The following is an 18350-nucleotide window of genomic DNA, read 5'->3' on the forward strand; positions in this document are numbered from 1 at the left end:
TCAATGGGCGGGCCAGAGCATCAAATGCTCGACCACCGGGCCCAGCGCCAGGGCCGGCACGTAATTGAGCAGGCCCACCAGCAGCACCGTGCCAATCAGCAGCAGCACAAACAGCGGGCCGTGCGTGGGCATGGTGCCGGCCGTGACCGGCAGGCGTTTCTTGGCGGCCAGCGCACCGGCAATCGCCAGCACCGGCACGATGACGCCGAAGCGGCCCAGCCACATGACAATGCCCAGCAGCGTGTTGTAGAACGGCGTGTTGGCCGACAGGCCCGCGAAGGCGCTGCCGTTGTTGTTGCCTGCTGATGTCAGCGCATAAAGGATTTCCGAAAAACCATGCGCGCCCGGATTGGCAATGCCGGCCTTGCCCGCGCCGGCCAGCACCGCCACCGCCGTGCCGGCCAGCACCAGGATGGGCGTGACCAGGATGACGATGGAAGTCAGCTTCATCTCGTGCGACTCGATCTTCTTGCCCAGGTACTCGGGCGTGCGGCCAATCATGAGGCCGGCGATAAACACCGCGAGGATGGCAAAAATCAGCATGCCGTAAAGCCCGGTGCCTACGCCGCCGAACACCACCTCGCCCAGCTGCATCATCACCATGGGCACCATGCCGCCCAGCGGCGTGAAGGAGTCGTGCATGGCATTGACCGCGCCGCACGACGCCGCCGTGGTGATGACCGCGAACAGGCTGGAGGCATTGATGCCGAAGCGGGTTTCCTTGCCTTCCATATTGCCGCCGGCCTGCAGCGCGCTGGCGGTTTGGTCCACGCCCAGGGGCGGCAGCAGCGGGTTGCCGGCCTGCTCGGCGGGCGTGATGGCCACCACGGCCACCACAAAGATCAAGGTCATCGCGGCCAGCACGGCCCAGCCCTGGCGTGTGTCGCCCACCGCGCGGCCAAAGGCAAAGCACAGCGCCGCGGGAATCAGAAAGATGGACAGCATCTGGAAGAAGTTGCTCAGCGCCGTCGGGTTCTCATACGGATGGGCCGAGTTGGCATTGAAGAAACCGCCGCCATTGGTGCCCAGCATCTTGATGGCCTCCTGCGAGGCGACCGGGCCCATGGCCAGGGTTTGCTTGTCGGTCTTGGCGTCTTCCATGACGGCATTGCCCTTGTCGTCTTTCAGGGCCTGGCCGTCAGCGCCGTTTTTGGGCTGCTGGTAACTGGTGGCTTCGAGCGTGCTGACGTCCTTGTAAGCGTCAAAGTTCTGGATCACGCCCTGGCCCACCAGGAAAATCGCAAACACCAGCGACAGCGGCAGCAGCAGCCAGGCCGTGACCCGCGTGATGTCCACCCAGAAATTGCCGATGGCACCGGTAGCCCGCGCGGCAAAACCGCGGAACAGCGCGAACACCACGGCAATGCCGGTGGCGGCCGAGAAAAAGTTCTGCACCGCCAGCACCAGCATCTGCGTGAGGTAGCTCATGGTCGATTCACCGGCATAGCCCTGCCAGTTGGTGTTGGAGACAAAGCTGATGGCGGTGTTAAACGCCGAATCGGGCGAGATGGCCGCCATGCCGGCCGGGTTCAGCGGCAGCCACAGCTGCAGGCGCTGCAAGGCATAAACGGCGACCACACCCAGCGCATTAAAGGCCAGCAAGGCCAGCGCGTACTGCGACCATTTCATGCTCGTGTCGGCCGAGGTGCCGGCCAGCCGGTACAACGGCGCTTCGAGCTTGTGCATCCAGCCGGGAAGCTGGCCAGAATAAATGCGCGCCAGCCACAAGCCCAGCGGCCAGGCGGTGACCAGCAGTACAGCCAAAAAGAGAGCCAGCAGGCTCCAGCTTGAGGCGTTCATCAAAACTCCTCGGCGCAGATCAGCGCATACACGAGGTAGGTCAGCAGCACGATGGCGCAGACGCCRCCAAAGCCGTACAAGACTTCGAGGGGAATCATGAACGGCCCCCTTCGGGTTTTTCGAGCTTCTCAAAGCCCCAGACCAGCAGGACCATCACACCCCACAGGGCGGCGGCGCCAACCATAAACGCAAGATCCATGATCTTCTCCAGCAATAACGATGGAGAAAGTGTCCGATTCGGCGTGTAAAAACGGGGATGAAAGACAGGGGGCCGGTATAAAGAAAGCGTAAATATCCGGGGTTCTGAATCCGCTCGACCATATGGAATACAGTCACGCTCATGAACGCCGAAATAGACCCGCACACCATCACCAGCCTGCCGCAGCTCGAAGCGCTGTTCGGCACCGTCGGTGAAGCCTCCTTCAAAAAGGAGGTGGACTACCTGCACCCGGCCTACCAGGACCTGATCAAGGCCTCGCCCTTCGCGGTGCTGGCAACATCAGGGCCGGGCGGGCTCGATGCCTCGCCGCGCGGCGACCCGCCGGGCTTTGTGGCCATCCAGGACGACAAAACCCTGCTGCTGCCGGAGCGCCGCGGCAACAACCGCATCGACAGCCTGCGTAACCTGTTGACCGACCCGCGTGTGGCGCTGATTTTTTTCGTTCCCGGCGTCGGCGAGACATTGCGCGTGTGCGGCACCGCCCGCATCAGCGTCGCGCCCGAGATGCTGCAGCGCTTTGCCATGGAGGGAAAGCCGCCGCACTGCGTGCTGGTGATCAGCGTCGAGTCGGTGTTCTTCCAGTGCGCACGGGCCCTGCAGCGCTCCAAACTCTGGCAGGCCGTGCCGCCAGCCCGGCCCGATGTGCCCACACCCGGCGCCATGCTGCAGGCGCTGACGGCGGCGGCCATCGACGGCGAAAAGTATGACCGCGAACTGCCCGCGCGGCAAAAATCCACCCTCTACTGATGACAAGCCCCAGCCCTGAATCCCTGGCCCTGCTGTCCCGCTCCTGGCGGCGCTGCACCAGCGCGCTCGTGCCGCGAACCATCACCAGCGCCGTGTTTGACCAGCTGCTGGCGCGCTATTCAGAGCCGCACCGCAAGTACCACACGCTGCAGCACCTTGCGGAATGCCTCGCGCATTTCGACGCTAGCGGCCACCTGGCCGAACAGCGGGGGGAAGTTGAAATCGCGCTCTGGTTCCATGACGGGATTTACGATACCCAGCGCCATGACAACGAGCGCCAGAGCGCCGACTGGATGCGCACCATTTTGCAAAGCCATGGCGCGGCACCGGCCGCCGTGCAGCGGGTCGACGACCTGATCATGGCCACCTGCCACAGCGCGCTGCCGGTGACGCCCGATGCCCAGCTGCTGGTGGACATCGACCTGTCCATACTCGGCGCCTTGCCGCAGCGCTTTGCCGAATACGAAGAGCAGATACGCGAGGAATACGCTTTTGTGCCTGAAGCCCAGTTTCGCCAGAAGCGCGGCGAGATTCTGCGCGCCTTCCTCGATCGGCCCTCCATCTACAGCACGCCGCATTTCCAGGCCGCGCTGGAAGCCCGCGCACGGGACAACCTGCGCCAGGCTATCGCCGGTCTTGGCGGCTAGGCCTTCGCGCGCGGGGCGGGGGCCTCGTCCTTGCCCGCAAACACGCTGGAGCGCAGCGCCTCCAGGTCCAGCACGCGCAGGCCGCCGTATTCGATGCGGATAAAGCCTTGCGCCTGCAGGGCGCTGAGCGCCTCGTTCACGCGCTGGCGCGACAGGCCGACCAGGTAGGCCATCTCCTGCTGCGTGATGCGCAGCATCTGGCCCACGCCCGGATACAGGACGGGGTTGAACAGCGCGGCCAGGCTGCGCGCCACGCGGATGTCGGGGTTGTTCATACGGTCGATCTCGCGCGCCGCGATGAACTGGCCCAGCCGCTCGTTGAGCTGGTTCATCACAAAGCGGTTAAAGCCGATGGAGTGGTCCAGCAGCCAGTGAAAGGTGTCGATCGGCAAGCCCGCCACCACGCTCTTGCGCAGCGCCTGGATGTTGTAGCGGTAGGGCTCGCGCTTGAGCGCCGTGCCTTCGCCGAACCAGCCGCCGGGCGGCAGGCCGGCGAAGGTCATGGTCATGCCCTGGGCGTTGTCGCTGCTCATCTTGAGCAGGCCCTCCACCACGCCGAACCAGTAGGTCACCGGCTTGCCGACACGGCACACATAGTCGCCCGGTGAAGCATCACCGACCTGCAGCACCGCCACCGCGCGTGCGCGCTCCTCCGGCAGCAGCAAAGGCAGCCAGGGAATGCCGCGCAGTTCGTCCGGCGTGGGCGTCCTGCGGCGCTGGTGAAGGGCTGACTCGGTGGCCATGCTCGCAATGTTCAAGCAAGAAACGGGGGTGGCGGATCAGGGAAAGTCCGGGCGGGCGCAACCCTTGGATTGTCGTCGCACAGACAGTTGGCCGCGCTTCCAAAGCATAGCATCTGCCCCGCGGAGACAGGCCGGCAAGCGCCGTCACGCGCGCATCGCAAACACATAACAAGCCCATAACGACCAGGAGACAAGCCCCATGAACACCGATTCCAGCTTCCCGAAAACCGATTCATCACTCACCGGCGCCCGCGCCGGCCTGACGCGCCGCCGCATGCTGGGCGCGCTCGCCGCCGTGCCCGCCGCCCTGTATGGGCCCGCGCATGCGCAAGACAGCGGCCCGGTGCGCATCGCGCAATCCATCGCGCTGAGCGGGCCGCTGGGCGAGCTGGGCCAGGCCATGCACCAGGGCGCCAAGGCCTGCTTTGCCGGCATCAACGCCAAAGGCGGCGTGAACGGCCGGCCCATAGAGCTGGTGGTGGCCGACGACGGCTATGACGTCAAGCGCGCGCTGGGCAACGTCAAGGGCTTCATCGACGACAAAAGCAACTTCGCGCTCTTCAACTGCATGGGCACGCCCATGATCGAGGCCATGCTGCCGCAGGTGATCGAGTCGGGCATGCCCTTCTTTGCGCCGTTCTCGGGCGCGCTGTCGGCGCGGCCGGCCAATGCGCGCAACGTCTTCAACATACGCGCCAGCTATGCCGACGAAGCCGAGCAGCTGGTGCAGCACCTGGCGACCATCGGCATCAAGCGCATCGCCATCGTCTACCAGAACAACTCCTTCGGCAAAGAGGTCTTCGACGCCACCCAGCGCTCCATGGCCAAGCACAAGCTGGAGGCGACCGCGACGGTCACCGYGGAAAACAACGCCGCCGACGCAGCCCCCGCGGCCGAAAAAATCGCGGCGTCCAACCCCGAGGCCGTGCTGGTGGGCCTGGCCGGCAAGCCGACCATCGACTTCGTGAAGGCGATACGCGCGCAGCGCAAGGGGCTGTCGCTGTATGCGTTGTCCATCATGGGCGCGGCCGCCACGCTCAAGGCCATGGGCGACGACGCCACCGGCATCGCGGTCTCGCAGGTGGTGCCGCTGCCGGGCAATACCGTGGTGCCCATGGTGCGTGAATTCCAGCAGGCCTGGAAGGCGGCCGGCGTCACGCTGGAGCCTTCGCACCTGGCGCTGGAGGGCTATATCAATGCCCGCGTGTTTGCCGAAGCCTTGCGCCGCGCCGGCAAGAACCCGACGCGCGCCGCCTTCATCGACAACACCTGGAACCTCAAGCGCTACGACCTGGGCGGCTTTGAAGTGAGCTTCAGCGACTCGGCCCGCAACGCCTCGCGCTTCGTCGAACTGACCATGGTTTCGCGCGACGGGCGCTTTATCCGATAAACCGGCCGCCCCCCGGGGACACCCCAGTAGGACTTACCCGGAAATTGTCGTCGCAATGACACCATAGCGTCAAAGCCGGTCCTACTATTCGTTCCATACCAGCGGTGTTCCCGAAAAAACCGCACAGAACGGAGACAAGAAGCGAATGCAGACCACGTTCCCACGATTGCTGCTCAAACACGCGGCCGAGCGCCCCGGCGACGCCGCCATGCGCGAGAAAGAGTACGGCATCTGGCAGGCGCACAGCTGGTCCGGCATGGCGCAGCTGGTGGCGCACATCGCCTGCGGCCTGCACCAGCTGGGCCTGCAGCGCGGCGAGCACATGGTGATCATCGGCGCCAACCGGCCGCGCCTGTACGCCACCATGCTGGCCGCGCAGGCGCTGGGCGCCATCCCCATTCCGCTGTACCAGGACGCGGTGGGCGCCGAATGCATTTTCCCGATCAACAACGCCGACGTGCGCCTGGCGCTGGTGGAAGACCAGGAGCAGGTCGACAAGCTGCTCGAGATACGCGGCCAATGCCCGCAACTGGCCCACATTGTTTATGACGACCCGCGCGGCCTGCGCAACTATGCCGAAGCCGGCCTGCAGTCGCTCGACGCGCTGCTGGAAACAGGCCGCGGTGTGGCCAATGCGCAGCCGGGTTTCTTCAAGGCCGAGGTCGAAAAAGCACGCCCCGACGACGTGGCCGCGATGTTCTTCACCTCGGGCACCACGGGCAACCCCAAAGGCGTGGTCCACACGCACAACACCCTGCTGGACCGCGCCAAGGCCGGCGCCGATTTCGACAAACTCACCTCCGGCGAGGAAGTGCTGGCCTACCTGCCGCCGGCCTGGGTCGGCCAGAACATCTTCAGCTACGCACAGTGGCTGGCCTGCGGCTATGTGGTCAACTGCCCCGAAAGCGCGAGCACGGTCACGATCGACCTGAAAGAAGTCGGCCCGACCTATTACTTCGCGCCACCGCGCATCTTCGAAAGCCTGCTGACCACCGTGATGATCCGCATGGAAGACGCCGGCCGCATCAAGCGCGGCATGTTCCGCTACTTCATGGGCGTGGCCAAACGCGCCGGCCCGGCGCTGATGGACGGCAAACCCGTGGGCGGCATGGACAGGCTGCTGTATGCGCTGGGCAGCGTGCTGGTCTACGGCCCGCTGCGCAACACGCTGGGTTTTTCGCGCGTGCGCGTGGCCTATACCGCCGGCGAGGCCATAGGCCCCGATCTCTTCACCTTCTACCGCTCCATCGGCATCAACCTCAAGCAGCTGTACGGCTCGACGGAAACCGCCGTGTTTGTGTGCCTGCAGCCGGACAACGAAGCGCGCGCCGACACGGTAGGCGTGCCCATCAGCGGCGTGCAGATCAAGGTGGCCGACAACGGGGAAATCCTGGTCAAGTCCGCCGGCCTGCTCAAGGAATACTACAAAAACCCCACCGCCACCGCCGAGGTGCTGAACGCCGACGGCTGGTACCACACCAGCGACGCCGGCTTTATCGACGCCAGCGGCCACCTCAAGATCATCGACCGCGTGAAAGACGTGGGCCGCATCAAGGGCGGCGCCAACGACGGCGCCATGTTCGCGCCCAAGTATGTGGAGAACAAGCTCAAGTTCTTCCCCCACATCAAGGAAGCCGTGGCCTACGGCGACGGCCGCGAGAAAGTCTGCGTGATGATCAACATCGACTTCGACGCCGTGGGCAACTGGGCCGAGCGCCGCAACCTGCCCTATGCCGGCTACACCGACCTGGCGCAAAAACCCGAGGTCTACCAGCTCATCAAGGAATGCGTCGAGAAAGTCAACGCCGACCTCAGCGTCGACGCCCTGCTGGCCGGCTCGCAGATCAGCCGCTTCCTGGTGCTGCACAAGGAGCTGGACGCCGACGACGGCGAACTCACACGCACCAACAAGGTCAGGCGCGGTTTTATCGCCGACAAATACCAGCCCTTGATCGATGCGCTCTACGGCGGCAAGGCCGAGCAGTTCATTGAGACCGTCGTGAAGTTTGAAGACGGCCGCAGCGGCAGCGTGAGCGCGACGCTCAAGATCAGTGACACCCAGACCTTTGCACCTGTGAAGGCCGCAGCATGAATTCGCACTTTGGCGTGCTCACTCCTTCCCCCGCTGGGGGAAGGCGGGGATGGGGGTCATCGGCGCCTGACATTTCGCCGCGCACATTTGAAGGCCGACCGGCCCCCACCCCCACCCTCCCCCAGCGGGGGAGGGTGCTAAGGCGGCAGAGATGGCACGACCAACTCATAGCCCGCCAAGGTTTTGCTCCTTCCCCCGCTGGGGGAAGGCAGGGATGGGGGCTCCCCGGTCCTTCGAGTCAACACGAGGCTGGGAATCGATCGCTGCCGGCCCCCATCCCAACCTTCCCCCAGCGGGGGAAGGAGCAATACGGAATTCCCCGCGCCTCTGCGGTGAAAGGACCTTGCCTTGGCTAAGAAAATCGGCGACGTCATTCTCGACGTCAAAAACATCACCCTGAACTTCGGCGGGGTCAAGGCCCTGTCGGACATCTCCTTCAATGTGAAGGAGCACGAGATACGCGCCATCATCGGCCCCAACGGCGCCGGCAAAAGCTCCATGCTCAACTGCATCAACGGCGTCTATGCGCCGCAGCAGGGCTCCATCACCTTTCGCGGCCAGACCTTCAAGCACATGAACAGCCACCAGGTGGCCGTGATGGGCGTGGCGCGCACCTTCCAGAACCTGGCGCTGTTCAAGGGCATGAGCGTGCTCGACAACATCATGTCGGGCCGCAACCTCAAGATCAAAAGCAATCTGCTGCTGCAGGCCCTGCGCATAGGCCCGGCCGAAAAAGAAGAAATCAAACACCGCGAGGCGGTCGAAAAAATCATCGACTTCCTGGAAATCCAGGCCTACCGCAAGACGCCCGTCGGCCAGCTGCCCTACGGCCTGCAAAAACGCGTGGACCTGGGCCGCGCCCTGGCCATGGAGCCGCAGGTGCTGTTGCTCGACGAGCCCATGGCCGGCATGAACGTCGAGGAAAAACAGGACATGTGCCGCTTTGTGCTCGACGTCAACGACGAATTCGGCACCACCGTGGTCCTGATCGAGCATGACATGGGCGTGGTGATGGACATCTCCGACCGCGTGGTCGTGCTCGACTACGGCAAAAAAATCGGCGACGGCACCCCTGACGAAGTACGCAACAACGAAGACGTGATCCGGGCCTACCTCGGAACGAGCCACTGACATGGATGACAACACTCAAATGAAATCACAGCGCCCATCGCAACCCACGATGTCCCCGTCAAGCAAAGGGGGCAAGTGATGGGTTCGTTCCTGGAAACCATTATTGGCGGCCTGATGTCGGGCATGCTGTATTCGCTGGTCGCACTCGGCTTTGTGCTGATCTACAAGGCCTCGGGCGTCTTCAATTTCGCGCAGGGCGCGATGGTGCTGTTCGCGGCGCTGGCCATGGCGCGTTTTTCCGAATGGATTCCGCAGTGGACCGGCCTGGAAAGCAAGTTCATCAACAACGCCCTGGCCTTCGCAGCCGCGCTGGCCATCATGGTGGTGGTCGCCTGGCTGATCGAAAAACTGGTGCTCGGGAAACTCGTGAACCAGGAAGGCGTCGCGCTGCTGATGGCGACCCTGGGCATTTCCTACTTCCTCGACGGCTTCGGCCAGACCATCTTCGGCTCCAGCATCTACAAGATCGATGTGGGCATGCCCAAGGACCCGATGTTCCTGCTTGACAGCGTCTTCCAGGGTGGCCTGCTGGTGAACCAGGAAGACCTGGTCGCCGCGCTGATCGCCACCGCCTTGGTGGCGGCGCTGGCCGCCTTCTTCCAGTACACCAGCACCGGCCGCGCGCTGCGCGCCGTGGCCGACGACCACCAGGCCGCCCAGTCCATAGGCATACCGCTGAACCGCATCTGGGTCATCGTCTGGAGCGTCGCGGGTTTTGTGGCCCTGGTGTCCGGCGTGATCTGGGGCAGCAAGCTGGGCGTGCAGTTTTCACTCTCGGTGCTGGCGCTCAAGGCGCTGCCGCTGGTCATTCTGGGCGGCCTGACTTCGGTGCCTGGTGCGATTGTGGGCGGGTTGATTTTGGGCGTTGGTGAAAAACTCGCGGAGGTGTTTCTCGGCCCTTACGTCGGCGGTGGCATCGAGATCTGGTTTGCGTATGTTCTTGCCTTGTGCGTCTTGCTCGTTCGGCCTCAGGGCCTATTTGGCGAGAAGATCATTGACCGCGTCTGAGCCGCTTTTACCTAAAGAAAAACCATGTTCTACAGAGAAAACGGCCAATTCAAAACCAGCTACCGGTCCGACCAGCAGATCTTCCCGATCCTGCAGGACCGCATCGCCATAGGCCTGCTGCTGGCCTTTGCCTTTATCGCCGTGCCGCTGCTGGCCAGCGACTATTTGTTCCGCGCCATCCTGATTCCCTTCCTGATCTTTTCGCTGGCGGCTGTCGGGGTCAACATCCTGGTCGGTTATTGCGGGCAGATCTCGCTGGGCTCGGGCGCCTTTATGGCGGTGGGCGCTTACGGCGCCTACAACTTCTTTGTGCGCATCCCCGGCATGCCGCTGATTCCGGCGCTGATATTGGGCGGCCTGTGCGCCATGCTGTTCGGCATCCTGTTCGGGCTGCCCAGCCTGCGCGTCAAGGGGCTCTACCTGGCGGTGACCACGCTGGCCGCGCAGTTCTTCAGCGACTGGATGTTTTTGCGCATCAAGTGGTTCACCATGGACACGCCTTCGGGCTCGGTGTCGGTGTCCAACCTGCAGGTCTTCGGCCTGCCCATTGAAAGCGCCCTCAGCAAATACCTGTTCTGCCTGGCCATCGTGGTGGTGATCACCCTGCTGGCCAAAAATCTGGTGCGCAGCGCCATAGGCCGCGAGTGGATGGCGATTCGCGACATGGACGTGGCCGCCGCGGTCATCGGCATACGCCCCATGTACGCCAAGCTCAGCGCCTTCGCGGTCAGTTCCTTCATCATCGGCATCGCCGGCGGCCTGTGGGCTTTCATTTACCTGGGCGCCTGGGAGCCGGCAGCCTTCTCGGTGGACTATTCCTTCCGCCTGCTGTTCATGGTGATCATCGGCGGCATGGGCGCCATCATGGGCAGCTTCTTCGGCGCGGCTTTTATCGTGGTGCTGCCGATTGTGCTGAGCCAGCTGCTGCCGGTGCTGGCGGGCTGGCTGGGCATCTCGATTTCCACCGCCGGCATCTCGCATGCGGAGCTGATGATTTTCGGCGGGCTGATTGTGTGGTTCCTGATCGTCGAGCCGCACGGCTTGGCCAAGCTGTGGGCTGTCGGGAAGCAAAAACTCAGGCTATGGCCATTTCCCCACTAAGGCCTTGTGGTGCGCCGGCCCTAGGGTTAAGGATTACTCGAAATCACCGATGCGCGGTGGATGGTTAGGTCGTTTACTGAGGTGCCCCTTTTTTCGCGGTGTTTATAAATTTTCCAGGAGACAACAATGAAGATTCGTAATGTGATGTTGGCGGTGGCAATCCTCGCCACCGGCGCTTCGTCCCTTGTGACGACCAGCGCATTCGCCCAGGCCAAGGAACAGTTCTTCCCGGTGCTGTCCTACCGCACCGGGCCTTACGCGCCCAACGGCGTGCCATGGGCCAACGGCTATGTGGACTACCTCAAGCTGGTCAATGCGCGCGGCGGCATCAACGGCGTGAAGATCTCGTTCGAGGAATGCGAAACCGGCTACGACACCGCGCGCAGCGTGGAATGTTATGAACGCCTGAAGGGCAAGAACGGCGGCGCCACCCTGGTGCAGCCGCTGTCCACCGGCGCCACCTTCGCCATCACTGAAAAAGCACCGGTCGACAAGATCCCCGTGGTGACCGTGGGTTACGGCCGCAGCGAAAGCGCCGACGGCTCCATCTTCAAGTGGAACTTCCCGATCGCCGGCACCTACTGGGTCGCCGCCGATGCCATCCTGCAGGCCATCGCCAAGAAGGAAGGCGGTTTCGACAAGCTCAAGGGCAAGCGCGTCGCGCTGGTCTACCACGACTCGCCCTTCGGCAAGGAGCCCATCCCGCTGATGCAGGAGCGCGCCGCCATGCACGGCTTCACGCTGCAACTGCTGCCCGTGACCGCGCCCGGCGTCGAGCAGAAAGCCACCTGGCTGCAAATCCGCCAGTCGCGCCCCGACTATGTGGCGCTGTGGGGCTGGGGCATCATGAACACCACCGCCATCAAGGAAGCGCAAGCCACCGGCTACCCGCGCGAGAAGATGTACGGCGTGTGGTGGGCCGGCGCCGAGCCTGACGTGAAAGACGTGGCCGACGGCGCCAAGGGCTACAACGCCGTGACCATGCAGCACGGCGCCGAGCCCAACTCCAAGCTGGCCAAAGACATGCTGACCCTGGTGCACGGCAAGGGCCAGGGCACGGGCCCGAAAGAAGAAGTCGGCCAGGTGCTCTACATGCGCGGCGCCATGAGCGCCATGCTGGGCGTGGAAGGCCTGCGCGCCGCGCAGGAGCGCTTCGGCAAGGGAAAAATCATGACGGGTGAACAAGTCCGCTGGGGCCTGGAAAACCTGAACCTGACCCAGGCCAAGCTGGACGCACTCGGCTTTGCCGGCGTGATGCGGCCCATCAGCACCTCCTGCACCGACCACATGGGCTCGGCCTGGGCGCGCATCCACACCTGGGACGGCAAGGAGTGGAAGTTCACCTCCGACTGGCTGCAGGCCGATGAACAGGTGATCAAGCCCCTGGTCAAGAGCACCGCCGCCAAGTACGCGACCGAGAAAAAACTGACGGCGCGCACACCGGCCGACTGCCAATCCTGATAGTGGCTTGACCACCCCTCCCGCCGCGGCGGGAGGGCGGCGGCTCCCCGGAGCCGCCAATTGAAAGGGCCTTCAGAGGCCGGCACCCAGGCTCTTTCAATTGGCTCAAAACGCAATGGTTCAAACGGACACACCACACATGAGTGACTCACCCGACATCGTTCTCAACGTCAACGGCATCGAGGTTATCTACAACCACGTCATCCTGGTGCTCAAGGGCGTCTCGCTGCAAGTGCCGCAGGGCCGCATCGTCGCCATCCTGGGCGGCAACGGCGCGGGCAAGACCACCACGCTGCGCGCGATCTCCAACCTGCTCAAGGGCGAGCGCGGGGAGGTCACCAAAGGCTCCATCGAACTGCGCGGCGAGCGCATCGAAAACCTCTCGCCGGCCGACCTGGTCAAACGCGGCGTGGTGCAGGTCATGGAAGGGCGGCACTGCTTTGCCCACCTGACGATTGAAGAAAACCTGCTGACCGGCGCCTACACCCGCGCAAGCAAGGCCGAAGTCGCGGCCAACCTCGAGAAGGTCTACAACTACTTTCCGCGCCTCAAGACCCGGCGCACCTCGCAGGCGGCCTATACCTCGGGCGGCGAACAGCAGATGTGCGCCATTGGCCGCGCGCTGATGGCCAACCCCTCCATGGTGCTGCTGGACGAACCCTCCATGGGCCTGGCGCCGCAGATCGTCGAAGAGGTCTTCAACATCGTGCAGGACCTGAACCAGAAAGAGAAGGTCACCTTCCTGCTGGCCGAGCAGAACACCAACATGGCGCTCAAGTACGCCGACTACGGCTACATCATGGAAAGCGGCCGCGTGGTGATGGACGGCGCGGCCTCCGACCTGGCCAACAACGAGGACGTCAAGGAGTTTTACCTGGGCGTCGGCGGCGGCGAACGCAAGAGTTTTAAAGACGTCAAAAGTTATAAACGCCGCAAACGCTGGCTGGCTTGAGGACAGGGACATGAGCAACTTCTTCGACACCCTGGAACACCGGCCGCACGCCGACCGCGAAGCCGCCCAGTTCGCCGCGCTGCCGCAGCAGGTCGCGCATGCAAAAGCCCATGCTCCGGCTTTTGCCGAGATTCTTAAAAACGTGGACGCCTCAGCCGTCACCACACGCGCCGCGCTGGCGCGGCTGCCGGTTACGCGCAAGTACGAGCTGCTGGCGCGCCAGCAGGCGGCGCGCGACGCGGGGGGGGATGTTTTTGGCGGCTTCAGCGCCTTGCGCTATGGCGCCGGCATGCCGCGCGTGTTTGCCAGCCCCGGCACGATTTACGAGCCCGACAGCACGCGCAAAGATTACTGGCGCATGGCACGCGCCCTGCACGCCGCCGGCTTCAGGCCGGGGCAGCTGCTGCACAACTGCTTCAGCTACCACTTCGTGCCCGCCGGCGCCATGATGGAAAGCGGCGCCCATGCGCTGGGCTGCACCGTCTTCCCCGGCGGCACCGGCCAGACCGAGCAGCAGGTGCAGGCCATGGCCGAACTCAAGCCCGCCGGCTATGTGGGCACGCCCAGCTTTCTCAAGCTCATCGTCGACAAAGCCGCCGAAATGAAAATCGGCCTGCCCAGCGTGACGCGCGCCATGGTCTCGGGCGAAGCCTGCCCACCCAGCCTGCGCGACTGGTTTGCCGAACGCGGCATCGCCGCCTACCAGTGCTATGCCTCGGCCGACCTGGGCCTCATCGCCTATGAAACCGAAGCCCGCGAAGGCCTGGTGCTGGACGAAGGCGTGATCGTGGAAATCGTGCGGCCCGGCACCGGCGACCCGGTGGCCGAAGGCGAGGTCGGCGAGCTGGTGGTGACCACCCTCAACCCCGACTACCCGCTGATCCGCTTCGGCACCGGCGACCTCTCGGCCGTGCTGCCCGGCAGTTGCCCCACCGGCCGCAGCAACACCCGCATTAAGGGCTGGATGGGCCGGGCCGACCAGACCGTGAAGGTGCGCGGCATGTTTGTGCACCCCGGCCAGGTCGCCGACATCACCAAACGCTTTCCCGAAGTGCTCAAGGCCAGGCTGGTGGTGAGCGGCGAGATGGCCAACGACAGCATGCACTTCCAGGTTGAAGCGGCGTCCACCCCCGAAGGGCTGGACCAGCGCATCAGCGAGGCCATACGCGACGTGACCAAGCTGCGCGGCACCGTGCAGCTGCTGGCACCCGGCAGTCTCCCCAACGATGGCAAGGTTATTGAGGATGCAAGAAGTTACAAGTAGAGCCCCCACGGTCGCTCACTTCGTGTAGCTTCCTGCCCCCCGAGGGGGCCGCTGCGCCTGCGGCCCGGCAAAGCCGGTTCCGCGGCCCCTGCTTGGTTGAAGAGTTCTGTGGGTACGAGGAGTGGTGGAGGTATTCACCAGTGGGGGCCGCGGGTCCGGCTTTGCCGGCCCCAGGCGCCCGTCCCCTTGAGGGGGGAGCAGGCTACACGCAGTGAGCCTGTACAGGGGTGACCGGGGGCTTGCCCTTACGTAGTTCCCGCGATGTTGGGGCGGTAAGGGGACCGTAAACTTGGCGCCTTCAGATACAAGGAGACGCTCATCATGAAACGCCTGTTAGTCCTCGCCGCCGCCGCAACCACCGTGTTTGCCGCGCACGCGCAAACCGCCTTCCCCAGCTCCAAGCCCATCAGCCTGGTGGTGCCCTTCGCGGCCGGCGGCCCGACCGACCGCGTCGCTCGCGACCTGGCCGAAGCCATGCGCAAGGCCATGGGCGGCAGCGCCAACTTCGTGGTGGAGAACGTCAACGGCGCCGGCGGCACCATAGGCGTGGCCAAGGTGGCACGCGCCGCCCCCGACGGCCACACCCTGCTGGTGCACCACATCGGCATGGCCGCCGCGCCCGCCCTGTACCGCAAGCTGCCGTACAAGATGCCCGACGATTTTGAGTACCTCGGCATGATCAACGAAGTGCCCATGACCATCATCGGCAAGCCGCAGCTGCCCGCCAACAACTACCGCGATTTTGAGAACTACATCCGCGCCAACTCCGGCAAGCTCAACATCGCCCACGCCGGCCTCGGTTCCGCATCGCACCTGTGCGGCCTCATGTGGCAATCGGCCATCAAGGCCAAAGACGCGATGACCACCATTCCCTTCGGCGGCACCGCGCCCGCCATGAATGCGCTGGTCGGCGGCCAGGTCGACATGATGTGCGACCAGACCACCAACACCACCGGCCAGATCGAAGCCGGCCGCGTCAAAGCCTTTGCCGTCACCACCGCCAAGCCCCTGAGCAACAACAAGCTGCTCAAGGACTACCCCACGCTGCAGGAAATGGGCCTCAAGGGCTTTGACCTCACCATCTGGCACGGCCTCTACGCGCCCAAGGGCACGCCCCCGGCCGTGCTGACCCAGCTCAACAACGCCCTGAAGATTGCACTCAAAGACCCCGACTTCATCAAGAAGCAGGAAGGCCTGGGCGCCGTGGTGGTGACCGACAAGCGCGTCGACCCCGCCGCCCACAAAGCCTTTGTCATCTCCGAGATCAACAAGCTCAAGCCCGTGATCGAAGCCGCCGGCAAGTTCGCCGACTGATCGACGTCTCACTGATTTGACCGCCAAGCCGCCCGGTTCACGCCGGGCGGCTTTTTTGTATCCGCAGAGGATGCAAACAAAGGCAAAGACATTCTTGATGTCTCTCTCTTTCTTTCATCTGCGGAAATCTGCGCAATCTGCGCAATCTGCGGATGAATTTTTTATCCACAGATGACGCAGATTTCCGCAGATGAAGAGAAGAGAAAAAGAAAAGCAATCCAAAAAAGTCCAGGGTTTAACCCCCTTGAAGTGACCGCCTGCGGACGCTATCTTCATGCGACCCCCGGCCGCCTGCCGGCCATCCCCTGAAAAAAGACTTCATGATGATGATCAACAACAAATCCCTTCTGCGCGGCACCACCACCTTCTTCGCCACCRCACTCGCCGCCCTCAGCACCTTCATGGCCACGCCCTCGGCCTGGGCCCAGACTGCCAGCTGGCCCACCAAGCCCGTCAAAATCGTCGTCCCCTTCGCCCCCGGCGGCACTACCGACATCCTCGCCCGCGCCATGGCGCCTGAACTCTCCAAAGCCTTCGGCCAGCCCTTCGTCGTTGAAAACCGCGCCGGCGCCGGCGGCAACATCGGCGCCGACATCGTCGCCAAATCCATACCCGACGGCTACACACTCCTCATGGGTACCGTAGGCACCCACGGCATCAACAAATCGCTTTACAGCAAGATGGCCTACGACCCGCAAAAAGACTTTGCGCCCATCACCCTCGTCGCCGGCGTGCCCAACGTCATGGTCGTCAACACCGAAAAAGCCAAAGCCGCCGGCATCAACAACGTCACCGACTTCATACGCGCCGCCAAAGCCAAACCCGGCACCTTCAACATGGCCTCCAGCGGCAACGGCACCTCCATCCATCTGGCCGGCGAGCTGTTCAAAACCATGAGCGGCACCTACATGACCCACTTCCCCTACAGCGGCTCCGGCCCTGCATTGCTGGCGCTCGTGGGCGGCGACATGGACGTCATGTTCGACAACCTGCCCTCCTCCATGGCCCTCATCAAGTCCGGAAAATTGAAAGCATTGGCCGTCACCAGCTCAGAACGCTCAGCCGCCCTGCCCGACATTCCCACCCTGGAACAAGCCGGCGGCCCCGCCCTCAAAGGCTACGACGCCAGCTCCTGGTTCGGCCTGCTCGCCCCCGCGGGCACGCCACCCGACATCGTGAACCGCATCCAGCAGGAAGCTTCGAAAGCGCTGGGCACGCCGGCGATGAAAGAAAAACTACTCGCCCAGGGCGCGATTCCGAGCGGCAATACGCCGGCACAGTTCACGGCGTTTATCAATGCCGAGCACAAGAAGTGGGCGCAGGTGGTGAAGGCTTCTGGGGCGAAGGTGGATTAGGCAACTGCTGGAATTTTTATTGGCCACTTGACAAGAAATTGCCCCAGAAACAGTGGCGCACTGTGAGCAGATCCACGCACTCAGCCCATAAGAGAGAAGATTAAGAATTTGTCCACATCGTGAGCACCTTCTGCTCACAAAGAATACAGATCATGATTCAGTGGGAAAATGAGCAGACTTCGACGCAGCTCAACACCGCAATGACTTAAAGGTGAATAGCATGACGATGCGTACAGTCACAAAACTAGCGTGCCCATGCGGGCATCAAGGCGCGATTGTTGAAAGCGAGAATGATCAACCATATTCAAAAATGTGGTCGAGTACCAGCCTTCGAGATTTGAAACAATTTGGAAACTACGCTGGTCCCAATGTTCTTTTTGCTGAGATACGGCCGTCTTGTCCAAAGTGCGGCACCTCGTTAACACCCGAACACGTGACGAGGTAGGTACTGGTACTCCCTAAAGAAAGGCGCTAGGCCACTCTCATCTCACATGCGAATCATGGGTCAAACTCTTCGCGTTGGGGACGATTTCTTGGGCTTGGTTTTGCCTCCCGAAGTATGGTGTCTTTGATCAGGATGGCGCTACCGTGGGACATGTCCACCACCAATCCCCATTTCTGTTCCGGTGGCAATGTGTCGGCGAGCGTGTCAATAACTTGTTTTATACGGGTGACTGCCTTCTCGGCATTCCTTATGGTCAGGTCGTCTTCGAGCTTTGACTGTGGGTGTCCGATGTTAGAAGTTTGGTATTCGGCTTCGGTCATTACCTGTGCGGTTTTAATCGGCTCAGGCTTTGCGTGTGCGACGCGGTTTCGGAACTTCGAAAGCCAGACCATGGATGCCCACGGTTCGCGCCCTTTGTCATAGACCACGTTGTGTTGAATTCCGTCGAAATCTGACCCACTTAGCGCAGTAATTTCCATCCAAAACTGACCCACGTAGGCACTACCCTGCTTGTTTTAAAAGCAGGGGAAATTAGGAGTGATAGACGTGGCGACATTGAATGTCATCAGGCGATGGGCATTGAGGGATCAGATGTCCATCCGCGAGATCTCAAGGCGTACAGGCCTGGCTCGCAACACAGTGAAGAAGCACCTGCGATCGGAAGAGAGCGAGCCCAGCTA

18 protein-coding genes are annotated in these 18350 nt (G+C 63.0%); 14 read left to right on the top strand and 4 right to left on the bottom strand.

All coding sequences use genetic code 11. The features are described from left to right. Together kdpA and AC1DXS_RS18830 are read right to left on the bottom strand one after the other, a co-directional pair. The gene (kdpA, locus tag AC1DXS_RS18825) at positions 1–1800 is read right to left on the bottom strand and encodes a potassium-transporting ATPase subunit KdpA (RefSeq protein WP_477738998.1); all 1800 of its coding nucleotides are present in this window, start codon (positions 1798–1800) and stop codon (positions 1–3) included. Next, a complete protein-coding gene (locus AC1DXS_RS18830) occupies positions 1800–1898 on the bottom strand; it encodes a potassium-transporting ATPase subunit F (RefSeq protein ID WP_477738999.1) in 99 nt (32 codons plus the stop codon). Before AC1DXS_RS18830 ends, kdpA begins: the two co-directional genes overlap by 1 nt. Before the next feature lie 242 nt (positions 1899–2140). On the opposite strand from AC1DXS_RS18830, the gene AC1DXS_RS18835 reads away from it, so the two are divergent. Further along, complete coding sequence (locus tag AC1DXS_RS18835) at positions 2141–2767, top strand: pyridoxamine 5'-phosphate oxidase family protein (RefSeq protein WP_477739000.1); 627 nt, start codon at positions 2141–2143, stop codon at positions 2765–2767. Beyond that, positions 2767–3414: an HD domain-containing protein gene (locus tag AC1DXS_RS18840; protein ID WP_477739001.1), complete on the top strand. Its 648-nt coding sequence runs from the start codon at positions 2767–2769 to the stop codon at positions 3412–3414. Before AC1DXS_RS18835 ends, AC1DXS_RS18840 begins: the two co-directional genes overlap by 1 nt. Here the strand turns inward: AC1DXS_RS18840 and AC1DXS_RS18845 are convergent. After that, positions 3411–4157, bottom strand: coding sequence for a Crp/Fnr family transcriptional regulator (locus AC1DXS_RS18845; protein ID WP_477739002.1), 747 nt, complete (start codon positions 4155–4157; stop codon positions 3411–3413). The two genes, AC1DXS_RS18840 and AC1DXS_RS18845, sit on opposite strands and share 4 nt — an antisense overlap. A gap of 199 nt (positions 4158–4356) precedes the next feature. Here AC1DXS_RS18845 and AC1DXS_RS18850 point away from each other — a divergent pair, with 199 nt between their 5' ends. From AC1DXS_RS18850 to AC1DXS_RS18900, 11 genes are all read left to right on the top strand, one after another. Further along, positions 4357–5547, top strand: coding sequence for an ABC transporter substrate-binding protein (locus AC1DXS_RS18850; RefSeq protein WP_477739003.1), 1191 nt, complete (start codon positions 4357–4359; stop codon positions 5545–5547). 145 nt (positions 5548–5692) lie between these two features. Beyond that, positions 5693–7639, top strand: a complete 1947-nt coding sequence (locus AC1DXS_RS18855) for an AMP-dependent synthetase/ligase (RefSeq protein WP_477739004.1) — start codon at positions 5693–5695, stop codon at positions 7637–7639. Positions 7640–7987: 348 nt separating this feature from the next. Continuing rightward, positions 7988–8770, top strand: coding sequence for an ABC transporter ATP-binding protein (locus tag AC1DXS_RS18860; protein ID WP_477739005.1), 783 nt, complete (start codon positions 7988–7990; stop codon positions 8768–8770). A 78-nt stretch (positions 8771–8848) separates the two neighbouring features. Beyond that, complete coding sequence (locus AC1DXS_RS18865) at positions 8849–9778, top strand: branched-chain amino acid ABC transporter permease (RefSeq protein WP_477739006.1); 930 nt, start codon at positions 8849–8851, stop codon at positions 9776–9778. A gap of 24 nt (positions 9779–9802) precedes the next feature. Next, complete coding sequence (locus AC1DXS_RS18870) at positions 9803–10879, top strand: branched-chain amino acid ABC transporter permease (protein ID WP_477739007.1); 1077 nt, start codon at positions 9803–9805, stop codon at positions 10877–10879. Positions 10880–11005: 126 nt separating this feature from the next. Beyond that, entirely contained in the window at positions 11006–12340 is a 1335-nt protein-coding gene (locus AC1DXS_RS18875; protein WP_477739008.1) for an ABC transporter substrate-binding protein, read from the top strand. A 139-nt stretch (positions 12341–12479) separates the two neighbouring features. Then, positions 12480–13292: an ABC transporter ATP-binding protein gene (locus AC1DXS_RS18880; protein WP_477739009.1), complete on the top strand. Its 813-nt coding sequence runs from the start codon at positions 12480–12482 to the stop codon at positions 13290–13292. A 10-nt stretch (positions 13293–13302) separates the two neighbouring features. After that, a complete protein-coding gene (locus AC1DXS_RS18885; RefSeq protein WP_477739010.1) occupies positions 13303–14556 on the top strand; it encodes a phenylacetate--CoA ligase family protein in 1254 nt (417 codons plus the stop codon). Positions 14557–14877: 321 nt separating this feature from the next. Next, positions 14878–15870, top strand: coding sequence for a tripartite tricarboxylate transporter substrate-binding protein (locus tag AC1DXS_RS18890; protein ID WP_477739011.1), 993 nt, complete (start codon positions 14878–14880; stop codon positions 15868–15870). Between the two features lie 171 nt (positions 15871–16041). Beyond that, positions 16042–16179 (top strand): hypothetical protein, encoded by a 138-nt coding sequence (locus AC1DXS_RS18895; RefSeq protein ID WP_477739012.1) that lies wholly within the window; start codon positions 16042–16044, stop codon positions 16177–16179. Positions 16180–16271: 92 nt separating this feature from the next. After that, positions 16272–17225, top strand: a complete 954-nt coding sequence (locus tag AC1DXS_RS18900) for a Bug family tripartite tricarboxylate transporter substrate binding protein (RefSeq protein WP_477739014.1) — start codon at positions 16272–16274, stop codon at positions 17223–17225. Positions 17226–17723: 498 nt separating this feature from the next. Here the strand turns inward: AC1DXS_RS18900 and AC1DXS_RS18905 are convergent, their stop codons facing one another. Further along, positions 17724–18149: a hypothetical protein gene (locus AC1DXS_RS18905; protein WP_477739013.1), complete on the bottom strand. Its 426-nt coding sequence runs from the start codon at positions 18147–18149 to the stop codon at positions 17724–17726. A 58-nt stretch (positions 18150–18207) separates the two neighbouring features. On the opposite strand from AC1DXS_RS18905, the gene AC1DXS_RS18910 reads away from it, so the two are divergent. After that, positions 18208–18350: winged helix-turn-helix transcriptional regulator (locus AC1DXS_RS18910; RefSeq protein WP_477739015.1), on the top strand; the 143-nt coding region annotated here is incomplete at its 3' end.

The sequence above is a fragment of the Polaromonas sp. P3_B1 genome, assembly GCF_056402935.1.

Coding starts and splice junctions, on each gene's coding strand:
- AC1DXS_RS18835 (WP_477739000.1), top strand. CDS start 2,141: ATGAACGCCGAAATAGACCCGCACACCATCACCAGCCTGCCGCAGCTC.
- AC1DXS_RS18840 (WP_477739001.1), top strand. CDS start 2,767: ATGACAAGCCCCAGCCCTGAATCCCTGGCCCTGCTGTCCCGCTCCTGG.
- AC1DXS_RS18870 (WP_477739007.1), top strand. CDS start 9,803: ATGTTCTACAGAGAAAACGGCCAATTCAAAACCAGCTACCGGTCCGAC.
- AC1DXS_RS18885 (WP_477739010.1), top strand. CDS start 13,303: ATGAGCAACTTCTTCGACACCCTGGAACACCGGCCGCACGCCGACCGC.
- AC1DXS_RS18900 (WP_477739014.1), top strand. CDS start 16,272: ATGGCCACGCCCTCGGCCTGGGCCCAGACTGCCAGCTGGCCCACCAAG.
- AC1DXS_RS18875 (WP_477739008.1), top strand. CDS start 11,006: ATGAAGATTCGTAATGTGATGTTGGCGGTGGCAATCCTCGCCACCGGC.
- AC1DXS_RS18880 (WP_477739009.1), top strand. CDS start 12,480: ATGAGTGACTCACCCGACATCGTTCTCAACGTCAACGGCATCGAGGTT.
- AC1DXS_RS18895 (WP_477739012.1), top strand. CDS start 16,042: ATGACGCAGATTTCCGCAGATGAAGAGAAGAGAAAAAGAAAAGCAATC.
- kdpA (WP_477738998.1), bottom strand. CDS start 1,800: ATGAACGCCTCAAGCTGGAGCCTGCTGGCTCTCTTTTTGGCTGTACTG.
- AC1DXS_RS18905 (WP_477739013.1), bottom strand. CDS start 18,149: ATGGAAATTACTGCGCTAAGTGGGTCAGATTTCGACGGAATTCAACAC.
- AC1DXS_RS18855 (WP_477739004.1), top strand. CDS start 5,693: ATGCAGACCACGTTCCCACGATTGCTGCTCAAACACGCGGCCGAGCGC.
- AC1DXS_RS18865 (WP_477739006.1), top strand. CDS start 8,849: ATGGGTTCGTTCCTGGAAACCATTATTGGCGGCCTGATGTCGGGCATG.
- AC1DXS_RS18845 (WP_477739002.1), bottom strand. CDS start 4,157: ATGGCCACCGAGTCAGCCCTTCACCAGCGCCGCAGGACGCCCACGCCG.
- AC1DXS_RS18890 (WP_477739011.1), top strand. CDS start 14,878: ATGAAACGCCTGTTAGTCCTCGCCGCCGCCGCAACCACCGTGTTTGCC.